Below are 14436 nucleotides of genomic sequence, written 5' to 3' on the forward strand. Positions count from 1 at the left end.
GCAAAGGACGGCCGTGCTCAGAGTTCGGCGCGCACATTGCCACAGCCGCGCACAACCACCAACCCTGCATCGCTCTTCCAACGCCTCGCTCTTCTTTCACGCGGGTCATTCTCCTACACTCTGGAAATGCGCTCCGGCATCACGCCACGAAGACGATGCCGTCATCCACGCACGAGAGGAGTCACACCGTGCAGATAATCCTTATTCTTCTCTGCATCGTGATCTGGTCCTCCATGTTTGGTTTCTATTGGAGAGAGCCGCTCTACAAATGGCTGGATAACAAGCTGGATTTACAGAGATTTCGCCGCAAAAAAGAGGAAAAGACCTGCTGCGTCAAACCCTCTTCCGAAGAACCTCCGACCAGCTGATCCGTTCATCCGGCCGTCAGACGTGCCTCGATGCAGTCCCACAGAGTCGCTGCCGGATTGGTGCCGTCGAAACGCGCGAGTTCCTGAAGACCCGTGGGGGATGTCACGTTGATTTCCGTCAACCAGTTCCCGATCACATCGATTCCCACGAAGATCAGCCCCCGATCACGCAGCATCGGACCGATGGCCTCACAGATTTCCTGATCGCGCGGCGTCAGTTTCACCGGTGTCGCCACGCCGCCCACATGCATGTTCGACCGCGCCTCACCCTCCGCGGGCACGCGATTGATCGCCCCGATGGGCACACCGTCCGCCAGAATGATGCGCTTGTCGCCCTGCCGTACGGCAGCTTCATAACGCTGGATCATCAACGGCTCGCGTGAGCGGGCGAAGTGCATCTCCAGAAGAGCGTTAAGATTCTGATCGTCCTCACGAATACGGAACACACCGCTGCCGCCATTCCCGAAGAGCGGCTTGACGATGATGTCTTTCCAGCGATGGCGGAACGCACGGATTTCGTCTGTATCCCATGTCACCAGTGTCGGCGGCATCAGCTCCGGATAGTGGGTGACCAGCAGCTTTTCAGGGGCATCACGCACTGAACGCGGATCGTTCACCACCAGCGCACGTCCCGGCCCCACACCGTGCACATGCTCAAGAAGGTGTGTCGCGGTGATGTAGGCCATGTCGAAGGGCGGATCCTGACGCATCAGGATCACGTCCATATCGCCAAGGTTGCTCCGCACCGCATCTCCGAAAGTCGCGTGATTTCCCTTTTCACGCCGGACCTGAACCGGACGCACCCGCGCCGTCAGTTGCGTGGAAGTGCCATGACCACCTTCCAGCAGAGCCATGGTATTGACTTCATAGACAAACAGGCGGTGTCCGCGTGCCTGCGCTTCCAGCATCATGGCGAAGGTCGAATCACCATTGATGTCGATCCCCTCCAGAGGATCCATCTGCACCGCGACATCAAGCCCTGAAGTCATGACAAGCTCCGTTTTCCTGCTGTCGACTCCTTTAGGGCAATTCACATCCCAAGCAAAAGAAGAAGGTCAGGCTGGAGGTGGATAAGAGATGGCAAGAAGCTCGATCAGTTCCGGGCCACGCGGCGTATGAAGCGTGATTTCGTCACCCACGCCACGCCCAAGAAGAGCGCGGGCAACCGGCGACACCAGGCTGATCTCGCCCCGCTCGGTCACAGCTTCGTCCACACCTACAATCGTTACCGTCGTCTCGCGGTCGCTTTCGTCCGCATAAGTGACGGTCGCCCCAAAGAACACACGGTCACGCCGCGTCTGCTCGGCAGGTTCGACGGAAATGGCCGTTTCCACACGCTTGGTCAGAAACCGGATGCGCCGGTCGATCTCGCGCAGACGCTTCTTGCCGTAGATGTAATCGCCATTTTCAGAGCGATCCCCGTTTCCCGCCGCCCATGACACGACCTCCACCACGGATGGCCGCTCCTCACGGACCAGTTGCGACAGTTCCGCGCGCATGATCCGCAGACCCGCTGGCGTGATGTAACGCCGCAGGTCCTCGCTACCGCTCACTTCCCCTGTCATATCTCAACCGCACTCCACTTGGCGGCTTAGCCAACGGCGAGTTCGTTGAGTGCGGTATCGACCTCCTCGAAACTCGGCATCAGTTCACCGGGAATATCCTTGCGTCCGATCTCCACACTGACCTGAGGCGCATTACCCTGCAGGAACGCGACGAAGACAGCACGGATGAGGTCATAATAGTGCGCGTCCTCTTCCACAACGCTACGGATACGGGAGGAAAGCGGGCCTACAATACCGTAGGCCAGCAGAACACCCAGGAACGTGCCGACCAGCGCGCCTGCGATCATCTCGCCAAGAACTTCCGGCGGCTTGCTGATCGATCCCATGGTCTTGATAACACCCAGCACAGCGGCGACGATTCCGAGTGCCGGCAATGCATCCGCCAATGTTTGCAGACTGTGCGCGACGTGGCAGTCTTCCTTAAGATTTTTTGCAAGTTCGCGCGACATCACCTCGTCGAGCTGAAACGGATCGTCCATATTCATGCTGATCATGCGCAGATAATCGCAGATCAGACGCCGAACTCGCTGATTGTCGCGGATTTTCGGATATTTTCCGAAAATCGTGCTTTCCATGGGGGTCTCGATATGCTGCTCCAGCGCCATCACACCGTGGCTCTGAGCAAGACGCGTGAACGAAAACAGCAGGCACAGAAGCTCAAGGTAGTCCTGCCGTCCGAATTTCGGTCCCTTGACGGCCTTACCCAGCGCACCCGGCACATGTTTGAGATCTCCAATGGAGCTTGCCATGACAAACGTGCCGACGCCCGCTCCCATAATGGTGAGCAGTTCGAACGGCATCGACTTGACCAGCGGCACGATGGCACCGCCTGAAGCCGCAAAGGAGCCGAACACGCAAAGCAGCATAAAAACCAGGCCGCCGATTACCAACATTCAGTCTGTCCTTATCTTCTGACCGGATATCTCTCCGGCAGGCAGCACCGCGCCTGCGGATGCAGTGGGTGCGTTGTTCTGTGGTGTGGAGGCTGCATCCGGCAGCGGAACATCATGTTCGCGGTGCAGCAGGAGCACGACGCGGCGATTGGAGGCCGAAGCAGGATCCGCCGGGTCCGCCAGTTGACGATCAGCACGCCCCGACACTTCCAGCAATCTCTGTTCCGGAAAACCGGCCTGCTCAAGAATCTCCCGCGCCGAATCCGCCCGCGCGGCCGACAATCCCCAGTTGGACTCACCCTTGCGCCGATACGTTGCCGCATCGGTATAGCCATAGATTGAAAGGTTCTGGGGCATCGCCGTGAGGTAGGGCGCGATCAATTGCATCAGATGCGTAGCGTTGGCATTCAGCCGCGCCGAACCTGTGTCGAACATCGGCCTGTGATCGCTTTCGGACAACTGGATCCGCAAACCTTCCGGCACCAGCTCCACTTTTACCTGAGGCGCCAACTGACTGGCCGCCGGGTCCTTGTCCATGGCAGCATGAATCTGCTGCGCATCATGCTCCAGGTCTTTTTGTTCCTGAGCCGCCGCATCGACCTGTCCGCTATCGCCCACATCGGTCGTAGCGCCGGTTTTGCTGCCTCCAATCGGTACGATCTTCGCCAGTGTGGGTGGAACCGACACAATGCGACCGATACTCCGGTCGGGAAAAGACGGATCGGGCGTACGCAACATGCCCCGCTGGCGCGTATCGGAGCCACTTCCCGCAATATCGCGCCCCACCACGACCGCAACGTCCGGCCCAAACCCACCAGCCTTCGCAATGGCGCCCTTATTTTCATGCGGTGTCGGCCCCGGTTTATGGGCTGCACCGTTATCGGGCTTTTCGGTCATATCCAGATTGCCGGTCTTGTGGGTTGCCTGCTGCGTGTCGTCCTGTGCAGCGGGTGGGGTCAGTCCCGGATCGGACATGGTCTGGCTGGCTGGCGCAGATGTTGACGCCATGGGATTGAAGAAGTTGGCGATGCCGCGCCGACGCTGCTCGGTCGTGGCGTTGATGAGCCACATCACGAGGAAAAACGCCATCATGGCCGTCACGAAGTCCGCGTAAGCGATCTTCCACGCGCCGCCGTGGTGGCCATCGCCACCACCGCCACCGCGTCGAATCACGACGATCTTCGGTTTGTTGTCCCCGTTGCGTGCCATACACCTCTCCAACCTGCGGTGCATGCTGGTTGAAGGGGCTTAAAACACGCTTAATCCCTTACCATCCGGGAACGACTCCTCATCGAGAATGATGACCCTGTCCCTGACTGGCAGGAAGCCGATAAAGAATCGACTCGGCCTGTGCCGACAGAGGGCAACGGACACGAAACAACGCATAACGTTCGGCCTCCCGTCCTTTTCGGGCACGCACCACCTCCCCGAGAAGCTGCGACTCCTTCTGCCACGGATGGTCAACCGGAAACGATCGCCGCGCATTCCGCACCAACACACCCCATCCCGTCCGGCACGTCAGTTCCGGGCGTCCGGCGAAAGCCCAACGAGGATCAACGCCGCCCACCACCCGGTCAGGCAACCTCAGCGCCAGCTCAGACGCCAGACCGTAATCGTCGGATGCGACAAACGCCGCACCCTGTGAGCGGGCTGCCACCTCATCCATCAACTGAGACCAACCGCCGGCCTGCCGCAACGTGACGTCCAGATGCCGCCCCAATGGCAAAGCACCCGTCAACGCTTGCGTCAGCACCAGACCACCGAGCAGAAACCCGAGTGCCGAGGCCGCCTTCCATCCCCGCGCGCCCTGCCATATCACCAAAAGGACAATGGCCGGATACAGCAGGACGGGCCAGTTGGGTTGCACCCGATCCCCCGCCGCATGCTGTAAAAAGACCAGCGAGGGCACTCCAATAAGGCAGAGCAGAAGCCGGTCCACACGGTCGCGCGCCCGCACAGCATGCCACAGCGCCAGACCGGCCAGCAGAAATATTCCCGGCGTGAGCAACCCGATCTGGCCGCTCACCAACTCTCCCAGAAACTGCGCCGCCCGTGCCGGATTCCAGTCCCCGGTGCGCCCACCCTGCTTGATGAAACTGGCCCATCCATGCGCTGCGTTCCACCCGATCACGGGCGACGCCCCGATCACCGCCAGAATCAGACCCGCCCACGGCCAGACCGTACGCAACATGACGCGCGCGCGCGCGTCCCAACACACCCACACGCCCAGTGCGAGAACGGACAGAATCATGGTGTATTTGCTGTCGAAACCAGCGCCCGCCACCAGTCCAAGCACCAGCCACCAACGATTGTCACCGCTCACAAGCAGGCGGACGACCGCCCATAGGAAAATCGACTGAAAGAACAGAAGGGGAGTGTCGGGCGTCATCACGATCGCGCCCAGACCGACCGCCAATGTCGCGTTCAACAGAACGCCAGCGATAAAGGGAGACGCGCATGCGCATGAAGGAGAGGACGACCGATCACGCAGAGCGAGCAGATCGCGCATCGTCATCATGACGAAAAGCGTTCCCACGCCCGCCGCAAATGGACCGGTCAGTCGGATCCCCAGAGCGCTATCGCCCAGCAGGAATGTGCCCAATCGGATCCATACGGCCACCATGAAGGGATGGTCGAGATAACCGGGCTGAAGCGCCCGCGACCATGTCCAGTAATAAGCCTCATCGGGCGTGATCGGCAGGAGGGCTGCCACAACGACGCGCAGGGCCGTGACCGCGAGCAAAAGCGCGAGCGCCAGTGTCCACTGCTGCCGGTTCACAACCCGCGAGGTGTTTCGTTCATTTCGAGCGCCAGATCAGAGTGGACGACACGGCGTAGTTCCACACCACGCCGATCACCGCACCCGCTGCGCTGGCGCTGCTCCAGTCCTCCCCCGTCCCGAGAAAGAGCGTTGCCACGCCGATATTGGCCCACGCGCCAATGGAGCAAACAAGGAGGAACACGATCAGCCCCCCCCACATCCGGGCACCCTTCAATCGACGATCCCGATAGGTGAAGGTGTTATCGAGCCAGAAGTTGGTCAGCATGGCGACAATCGTGCCGACCGACTGCGCCCCTCCAAAACCCGCTCCTCCCAGTCGCAGCGCCTCCATGACCAGAATGTTCACCACCACTCCGACCGCGCCCACCAACGCGAAGGCAATGAAACGGATGGGCAGCCAGCCGCGAAACAGCTTGTCGAGGATCAGGGCAAGGAACTGGAGCAGCACCAGAAAATCGAGCTTGCTCTCACCCGCGAGGCGCGGCCGGAACACACACGGCACCTCCTCGACGCGCACGGGCTCCGGCGCGGAAAGGATCAGGTCCATCAGGATCTTGAAACCCGCGCCCGAGAGACGCGGAGCGGTTTTCACAAACATATCCCGCCGCAACGCGAAAAAGCCGCTCATCGGATCGCCCAGCTTCACCGGCATCATCATCTGAGCCAGACGGATGCCGCCATCCGAAAGAGCGTGCCGCCACGCATTGGCAAGTCCGCTGTTATCGCCCCCTTCGACATGGCGGCTGCCTACCACGATATCGCATTCTCCAGCCGCCAGCTTGTCGATCATCGCCCCCAGACGGGACTCGTCATGCTGGAGATCGCCATCCATGACCGCGATGTAAGGAGCAGAGGACGACAGCGCGCCCTCGATCACAGCCGTGGACAGGCCCCGCCGACCGATGCGGGAAATGCCGCGCACACGCCAGTTGGTCTGCGCCAGCTGGCGCACCACTTCGATCGTTCCATCGGGCGAGTTGTCATCGACGAAAACGACTTCCCAGTCCCGCCCGGTGAGCGCCTGTGTCAGCGCCTCCACAAGCGGCCGTACATTTGCCGCCTCCCGATAGCAGGGAACAACCACAGTGATATCCGGCGTTCCGATCCGCGTGACCGAAGCCTGCACCGGCGTCCGGACAGTCGGACGAGACGCAACGACACTCATGTTTCACCTTCTCCTCCCGCCACGGCCACAAGGGGGCGCGAAAGCGTGGTTCGGATGGTCTGAAGCGTCTGCACACGCATCACATGCGGAGCTTCTGTCAGGCGGCGGGTGAGCTGGTTTTCATGCGTTGTGTCCCGTGCCGCCAGCCGCACGAGAAAATCGTCACCCCCGCGAATCATGTGGCATTCGAGCGCTTCCGGCCATGTCGCGACCAACGCCTCGAACTGGGAGAGAACCGCCTCTTTCTGACTGTCCAAACCGATCACGGCGTAAAACGAGATGGGCCACCCCAAGGCACCGGCATCCACATCGGCGTGATAGCCCGAGATAACGCCCAGTTCTTCCAGCCGGCGCACACGACGCAGGCATGGCGGCGCTGAAATGCCGACGCGCCGCGCAAGCTCCACGTTGGTCATGCGGCCGTCCACCTGCAACTCGGCAATGATCCGCCGATCCACCGCATCGAGTTCCGCTACCGTCACGCCTTTGTCTCTCCACACCCTTCTGCGCGCTGCATACAGGAGGTACCAGCCCCTGTCCAAAGCCCCTGCGTAACGGAAAACACAAGCCGCGGGTTGCCCTTGAGCGCCCGCAGGCTCATATCCGCAGCACTTTGGATTTCGCATTACCGTCACGGACAGAGCGAAGGACGCCATGAGCACGACGACCTCCACCGACCTTCTCATCATCGGCGCAGGCCCGGCTGGCTACACCGCCGCGATCTACGCCGCGCGCGCCAATCTGGCGCCTGTTCTGGTGGCGGGCATGCAGCCGGGCGGCCAGTTGATGATCACCACGGACGTGGAAAACTATCCCGGTTTCGCCACCGCTATTCAAGGACCGTGGCTGATGGAGCAGATGGCTGCGCAGGCGGAGCATGTCGGCACCCGAATCGTTCATGATCTTGTCACGAAGGTGGACTTTCGTAACGGTTCGCCATTTCGCGTCACCCTCGATGGTGGCGATGTCTTTCTGGCACGCAGCGTTATCATCGCCACGGGCGCACAGGCGAAATGGCTTGGTCTTCCCAGTGAAAAAGCCCTTCAGGGGGCTGGCGTGTCGGCCTGCGCCACCTGCGATGGCTTCTTCTTCCGGGGCAAGAAGGTTGCGGTCGTGGGCGGCGGCAACACAGCGGTCGAAGAAGCCCTTTATCTGACCCATCATGCCGACCATGTGACTCTGATCCACCGCCGCGATTCCCTACGTGCCGAGAAGATTCTTCAGGATCGGCTGCTGGCCAATCCCAAAGTCTCGGTCGTATGGAACTCGGTCGTAGCCGACATTCTTTCTTCGGGCACACCGCCGACCGTCACGGGCGTAAAGCTCCTCAATGTGCTCAACGAGACGATGAGCACATTGCCGGTCGATGGGGTGTTCATCGCCATTGGGCACTCCCCCAACACCGGCCTTTTCCATGACCAGCTCATGCTCGACACAGAGGGCTATATCGTCACCGAACGCGGCACCACCCGCACATCCGTGCCTGGCGTCTTTGCCGCAGGAGACGTTCAGGACAAGATTTATCGACAGGCTGTGACGGCGGCTGGCACAGGCTGCATGGCGGCTCTCGACGCGGAACGTCACCTTGCCGGAATTGTTGCCTGAATGAGGCAGAATACTTGACCTGACCTCGTATTTCCGTCACGAAAACCCATTGGATGCGCCGCAGCCCGGATGGCGCATGCTCAAAGTTATGTAAGGGAGAGTGGTGTGGACTGGGACAAACTCAGGATCTTCCACGCTGTTGCCGAAGCCGGTTCCTTCACGCACGCAGGTGACGTGCTGAATCTGAGCCAGTCTGCGGTTTCACGTCAGATTTCTGCCCTGGAGGATGTTCTTCAGGTTCCACTCTTTCATCGCCATGCCCGAGGCCTCATCCTGACCGAGCAGGGCGAGACGCTCAATCAGACGGTGCGCGAGGTCTTCTCCAAACTCGAGATGACCCAGACGCTCCTGACCGAGAGCAAAGAAAAGGCTGCCGGTCGTCTTCGTGTCACCACGACGACAGGTTTTGGAAGCTGCTGGCTGATGCCGCGTCTGCACAAGTTCATGGAGCAGAATCCGGACATCTCCATTTCCCTTATCCTTGAAGACAACGATCTCGACCTCGGGATGCGGGAAGCCGATGTTGCCGTGCGCATGCATGCTCCCCGCCAACCGGATCTTATCCAGCGTCACCTGGCGGATTTTCCTCTGCATGTGTACGCGTCCCCGCGTTATCTGGAGCAGTTCGGACAACCCACCTCTCTGGACGATCTGGCCACGCATCAGCTCGTTGCCTTCGGAGGCTATCATCCTCCCGTCCCGCATGTGAACTGGCTGCTGGAAGCCGGAATGCCGGAGGGTCAGCGTCGTCCTGCCCGTCTGGAAGTCAACAGCATGGTGGCAATGGCTGACGCCATTTCTTCCGGTCTGGGGATCGGTTCCGTGCCGGGCTACGCCGTGACGGAGTATCCGACGCTGGTGCGGGTTCTGGCGGACGTGCCGGCGCCGCAGGTTGAGGCGTTCTTCGTGTATCCGGAAGAACTCCGGAGTTCCAAGCGGGTCGCAGTGTTCAGGGATTTCCTGACGAGTGAGTTGGGGCTGCGGGGGTGAATTCTCCCGATGCTTTTATGGTCATCCCAATTTATTATTAAATCTCCAATATTATGCTAAGTGATATTCAAAAACCAATAGGGCGCCGTAGATGGTTGGAAATGATCAAATTACTTGTTTTTCTTGGCAAAACCTAAAATTAGGTATAGGCGTCGCAACCTATAACCGTCATTCATTATTAAAAGAAACCATTGAAGCAATACAAAAGTTCACAAGTCATCCTTATCATCTGTTCGTTTCTGATGACGGATCCCATGACAACACAAAAGATCTCCTGAATAATCTTAACTTAACTTATTTATCAGCTCCAAATCGCGGTATAGCTTGGAATAAAAATCGCATTTTGTATTATTTATTTATGAAATATCGATGTGATATTGTTATTCTACTGGAAGATGACACACGGCCAACAGCACATGGCTGGGAAGAAGACTGGGTCAAAGCTGCTTATTTATATGGACACGTAAATCTGGCACCATCACATTGGGTAAATGATTATCTTGGTGGACATGGTACGGTTGAGGATCCTTTTATATCAGTCTATTTAACTGGGCAATGTTCAGCTTTCAGTTTTAACGCCTTTACTGACGTAGGATTTATGGATACACGCTTTCGCCGATACGGTTTTGAGCATGTTGAACATACTAATCGTTTTATAAAAGCTGGATATGGAGGTGTAAGAGAAAAAGGTGGAGAACATCGATTTTTTCCATATCTGATAACTTCAGATATGGAAGTTAGAGGACTTGATAAAGGTCCGGATCATGCAGGCATTGCTATCAATTCTCCTATTTATAGCCAATTAACAAAAGAAGAAGTTTATCGTCATGCATGGCGCGGGGACGAAGAAGAAGCTTTCCTTCGATATGAAATGTTATGCGTTAAAAATAATAATTTCACATCAAGTATGACCACAAAATGCGTTGAATTTTTTTGGAATATATCTACATACAATCATATGGATATATTTTTTAATCCAGAAACAGCATATATATTTTCCAATACAGAAGAGGCACATGGAATTAAGGTATTCCTTGGAACTAAAGATGGATACTTTTATATTTACTTCATCAAAGAGAATGAACGATTTTTTCTAAAAACAGAAAACGGTATTCATTTTACATCAACCAATGATATATGTAATGCGAGTTATTTTTCCATTGCATACGCGAAAGAAAATGGATTCGGACTTAAATACAGAGGACTTTATTTGTGCCAAGACTTAACAAATAAAAATATAATATCATTTTGTAGAACAGAACTAAATGATTGGGAAACCTTTCTTTTTAAAGATCTTGTTATTTCTGAGTTCTGAGTTGGAGCGTTTTCTGCGCTGAATGAATCGTGAAGAATCCCAATAGCGGCATGATCTGATTCATGATGACAACCGGGATTGGAAGCCGATCCAAGATGTCATCACGCACATTGTCTTTGGATCCTCGTGTCCGTGTTATTGCTGCGATTTCGAATGATCTGTCGCGCTGTCAAGCAGCTGAACGGTTTGGTGTCAGTCTCCCGGCGAGTGCCGTTCGCTGGTGCGCTCTTGCGGCAGCCTGCGCCAGCCGCGTGGCCAAAATTCGCGCCCAACTGATTGATGACGGGCATCACTTCACAATCGGTACGCTGTGGCATTTCTTCGCACGCCATCGGATCACATGGAAAAAAGACCGCTCATGTGGGGGAGCAGAATCGACCCGGCACTCGGCGACATCGTCATCATGGACAATCTCGGATCGCACAAGGGTCCGGACGTCCATGCCGCGATGAAGCGGCAGGCACCCCACTGTGCGATATCTCCCACCCCACAGCCCTGACTTCAATCCAATCGAAACAGCCTTCTCCAAACTCAAGGCCCATCTCCGCAAAGCCACAGAACGAACACGCGATGTCCTGTGAGGACAGAATCGACCTATTTTAATCGATCAGGTCACACCCATAGAATATGTAAACTTCTTCACCGCTGCTGGGTATGAACCAGATTGAGAAGAAAACACTCTAGATATGAGAAACCGCAATAATATAATCACTATCGTTCACATCGCAGCCTCAATCAAGGGCTAACAACCTCCTAACGTTTTTCCATAAAACTCAATTTGATCAAATTGCAATCTTCGTGCTTTTCCTGGAATAGTTATTCGCAAATATCTGGCTTCAATCCCTTGGGCATCTTGCCAAATAAATGGGTATCCATCAGCACCACCATATATCTTCCCATCCGTTTTATTAAATCTATTTATCCAACAAATACCATCTGTAGAACTAGACAATTCGAACCAAGCAACATCACCAAAATCACCCTCCAATGAGTTAAACAACCTCATTTCATGAACAAAGAAAATATCTCCCAAATCAATCTCCCACCAAGGGTTATCCTCTATATTCGTTTGACTTTGGGGCTTTCCAAATATTTCACCCGAGACCAGAGATTTAGCATCCTCAAACACACTACGAGCATGTGCCGTTGAGCTTTGTCTAGAATCTTTATTGCGAGAAATTATTGGCCAATTTGAAACGGGAAAAATTGCTTTTCTCCACCCCCCACACATTACAGTCTTCCAATAATCATGCAAGTAAGTATCAACAACTGCGTTGGTTTCTTGATGGTGTACTTCTCTTTCTTCCTTGGTTTTTTCTCCCCACATCTTTTCTCCAGCATAAGTTCCAACTAAACTACGTCGAACACGTATATCAAAATCTTCATCCGATTTAATATTATAATGAGCAACAAAAGACTTTTGAATAATACGTTGACGACGATCTTCTTTCCCCAAATACTCCCCTGCAGAGTGAGGAAAATTACTGTAATAATCTGAAATATTATCTCCTAATACATTACGAACATTCAGGCCTTTCTTTGTGCCTGTATAATCATGAACAATTGGAGCAAGAGGATTATCGAATATACCCGCATAAGGGACAACAATGCTTTTTATTAAAACTTTTGTAAATGGCGTTACCCCATCTTCCCTTCGTATATAATTCAACAAAACACTACCATTAGGACGTGTTTTATGTCCATTATTACCAAAAGAACACCAATTAAAATACATTGCATCCATATCTTCAGGAAATGATGAAATAAATAAATTTATATCATTTAATCCTCGAATACATACAAACTCATCAATATCGAGAAACATCATCCATTCTGTTTCGTGCATGTAATTTCTCATAAAATGGAAATACATCTGCAACTGAAGACCTAAAAAATTATAATGATGGAAAGTCACAAATGGATTTTCACCAATCACAAAAGGCAAAATATTTTCATATAAATCCGAAGGATCATCATCATTACAATAAAGATATATATGATCAAAACCTATAGATTGATGATAGAGAATCCATTCAATTATATACTGACTTTCCCACCTTGCACATGCAACAAGAGATTTTCTATACTTCGGCTTTGGCCATATTCCGTTATTTTTCGCTACCGCTAACGGCTGGAAACGATAGCTTTCCAAATCCAAGCAATATGTTAACGGCTGATCCTTTGGTGCATAAGGAAAATCGGACACATCATACCCTTTCTTTTATACCGGCATAGTATTCAAGAAAAATTAAAACAGTAACAACAAACCCAATCTCGTTTATAAACTGCAACCAATCATCTCCACCCCCCAAATACCGTCGGCGGCAACGCCGACGGCAACGCCCGCACCAGCACGCCTTCCTTACCCCACTCCAATCGCCCCATATCGTGCCCACGTGCGTCATAGACAATCGACACGCCAGTATTGGCAGCCCGCACCACAGGCAGCCCTTCTTCCACAGCACGCAACCGCACCGCAGCCAGATGCTGGCGCGGCCCAGCGCTGTTGCCATACCAAGCATCGTTAGTGACGTTTACCAACCACTGCGGACGATCGTGCCGATCCACCACATGCCCCGAAAAGATCACCTCGTAGCAAACCAACGGCCCCACAGGCGGAAGATCGGGCAGATGCCAGCTTAGCGGTCCCGGCCCCGGTGTCATTCCACCACCCGGCACAACCTGCAGCGGAATAAAACGTGGCTGATACTCACCAAACGGCACCAGACGCGCCTTATCGTACACGCCCTCCACACGTCCCGCTTCATTGAGGGCCACGATGGAATTGCGCCAGTGCTCATCAGGTCCGACCCGCAGGGTTCCGATAACACCCGCAGCGGCCCCTTCAGCGGCCTGTGCGATCATCGACCGCGCAACATCGTCCTCTTCCAGTTCCCCCGGAAACGCCGTCTCGGGCCAGACATAAACCACCGGACGCACCGCTCCCTGTGTTTGCCCGGCCATTTCCAGCCCTTGTGCCACGCCTTCATGCGTCAATCGCAGGTAACGCTCGAAAATAGCCCGAACATCGGAACGAGTGATTTTCTCCTGTTCCGGCACATTCCCCTGCACCAGCACCACAACCGGTGAAGACGCCGTGGGAGCCGCCGCTTCAGCCAAGGCGTAGAACCGCCACGCCCCCAACCCGGCCCATACGAGCAGGACCATCCCGCCAGCAACGATGAATCGTCGCCCAAGCGGCATAAGAACAGCCAGAAGCACGGTCAACAACGTTAATCCGTCCACACCGATCCACGCGGCGGGCTGAATCATCACATCCCCCGCCAAACCATGGAACGCCCAGTCGCTGCCGATTGGATTCCATGTGAAACCGCTGAAAAGAAACAGCCGTCCCATATCGCAGACGGTCCACAGAACCGCGAACAGCACGCCACGCCGCCAGCCTGCGGGAGCCAGACGACACACGCCCGCGGGCACGGCAGCAAACGGTGCAAGAATGAGAGCACAACCGAGAGAGGGAAACGGCACGAACCACCAGAAGTCGCTCGCGCGAATCAGAATGGCGTTAATCAGCCAGTACAGCCCGACCGCATGCAGCCCGAAACCAAAAGCGAAACCTTGCGCCGCCGCACGACGCCAATCGGATGCACGGTCGACGCCGCGCATGAGCACAGCGAACGCAAAGGGGAGAAGAAACACCAGATGCAGCGGAGGAAAAGCGAATGCCGCCACTCCTCCGGCCACCAAAGGTCGGAGCAACCGGCGCAAACCACGTGCGGTCCGACGTAACAC

Annotated in this window: 12 protein-coding genes and 1 pseudogene; 4 read left to right on the top strand and 9 right to left on the bottom strand. The window is 55.1% G+C overall.

The genetic code is table 11. The features are described 5' to 3' along the window. Positions 1-373 precede the first annotated feature (373 nt). From gshB to KUA11_RS07030, 7 genes are all read right to left on the bottom strand, one after another. Positions 374-1357 (bottom strand): glutathione synthase, encoded by a 984-nt coding sequence (gene gshB / locus KUA11_RS07000; protein ID WP_217409617.1) that lies wholly within the window; start codon positions 1355-1357, stop codon positions 374-376. Between the two features lie 66 nt (positions 1358-1423). Continuing rightward, a complete protein-coding gene (gene greB, locus KUA11_RS07005; protein WP_217409618.1) occupies positions 1424-1933 on the bottom strand; it encodes a transcription elongation factor GreB in 510 nt (169 codons plus the stop codon). A 26-nt stretch (positions 1934-1959) separates the two neighbouring features. After that, entirely contained in the window at positions 1960-2826 is an 867-nt protein-coding gene (gene motA / locus KUA11_RS07010) for a flagellar motor stator protein MotA (protein WP_217409619.1), read from the bottom strand. Beyond that, a complete protein-coding gene (locus KUA11_RS07015) occupies positions 2827-4035 on the bottom strand; it encodes a flagellar motor protein MotB (RefSeq protein WP_217409620.1) in 1209 nt (402 codons plus the stop codon). Positions 4036-4114: 79 nt separating this feature from the next. Then, the gene (locus KUA11_RS07020; RefSeq protein ID WP_217409621.1) at positions 4115-5605 is read right to left on the bottom strand and encodes a glycosyltransferase family 39 protein; all 1491 of its coding nucleotides are present in this window, start codon (positions 5603-5605) and stop codon (positions 4115-4117) included. 19 nt (positions 5606-5624) lie between these two features. Beyond that, positions 5625-6773 carry a glycosyltransferase gene (locus KUA11_RS07025; protein ID WP_217409622.1) on the bottom strand — a complete coding sequence of 383 codons (1149 nt, stop codon included), beginning with the start codon at positions 6771-6773 and terminating at the stop codon, positions 5625-5627. After that, complete coding sequence (locus KUA11_RS07030; protein WP_264806554.1) at positions 6770-7255, bottom strand: Lrp/AsnC family transcriptional regulator; 486 nt, start codon at positions 7253-7255, stop codon at positions 6770-6772. Before KUA11_RS07030 ends, KUA11_RS07025 begins: the two co-directional genes overlap by 4 nt. Positions 7256-7427: 172 nt before the next feature. On the opposite strand from KUA11_RS07030, the gene trxB reads away from it, so the two are divergent. The 4 genes and pseudogenes from trxB to KUA11_RS17480 all read left to right on the top strand — a co-directional run. Further along, complete coding sequence (gene trxB / locus KUA11_RS07035; RefSeq protein WP_217409623.1) at positions 7428-8378, top strand: thioredoxin-disulfide reductase; 951 nt, start codon at positions 7428-7430, stop codon at positions 8376-8378. A gap of 105 nt (positions 8379-8483) precedes the next feature. Continuing rightward, on the top strand, positions 8484-9368 hold the full coding sequence (locus tag KUA11_RS07040; RefSeq protein ID WP_217409624.1) for a LysR family transcriptional regulator: 885 nt from the start codon (positions 8484-8486) through the stop codon (positions 9366-9368). 91 nt (positions 9369-9459) lie between these two features. After that, a complete protein-coding gene (locus tag KUA11_RS07045; protein WP_217409625.1) occupies positions 9460-10683 on the top strand; it encodes a glycosyltransferase family 2 protein in 1224 nt (407 codons plus the stop codon). 388 nt (positions 10684-11071) lie between these two features. After that, positions 11072-11351: pseudogene (locus KUA11_RS17480) on the top strand (transposase); the annotation flags it as partial. 74 nt (positions 11352-11425) lie between these two features. Here KUA11_RS17480 and KUA11_RS07055 read toward each other — a convergent pair. Next, positions 11426-12889 (bottom strand): glycosyltransferase family 2 protein, encoded by a 1464-nt coding sequence (locus KUA11_RS07055; RefSeq protein WP_217409626.1) that lies wholly within the window; start codon positions 12887-12889, stop codon positions 11426-11428. An 89-nt stretch (positions 12890-12978) separates the two neighbouring features. Further along, positions 12979-14436 carry an apolipoprotein N-acyltransferase gene (gene lnt, locus KUA11_RS07060; protein WP_368040963.1) on the bottom strand — a complete coding sequence of 486 codons (1458 nt, stop codon included), beginning with the start codon at positions 14434-14436 and terminating at the stop codon, positions 12979-12981.

Origin of the sequence: Acetobacter estunensis (genome assembly GCF_019083805.1) — a bacterium.
Taxonomy (GTDB): Bacteria; Pseudomonadota; Alphaproteobacteria; order Acetobacterales; family Acetobacteraceae; genus Acetobacter; species Acetobacter estunensis_A.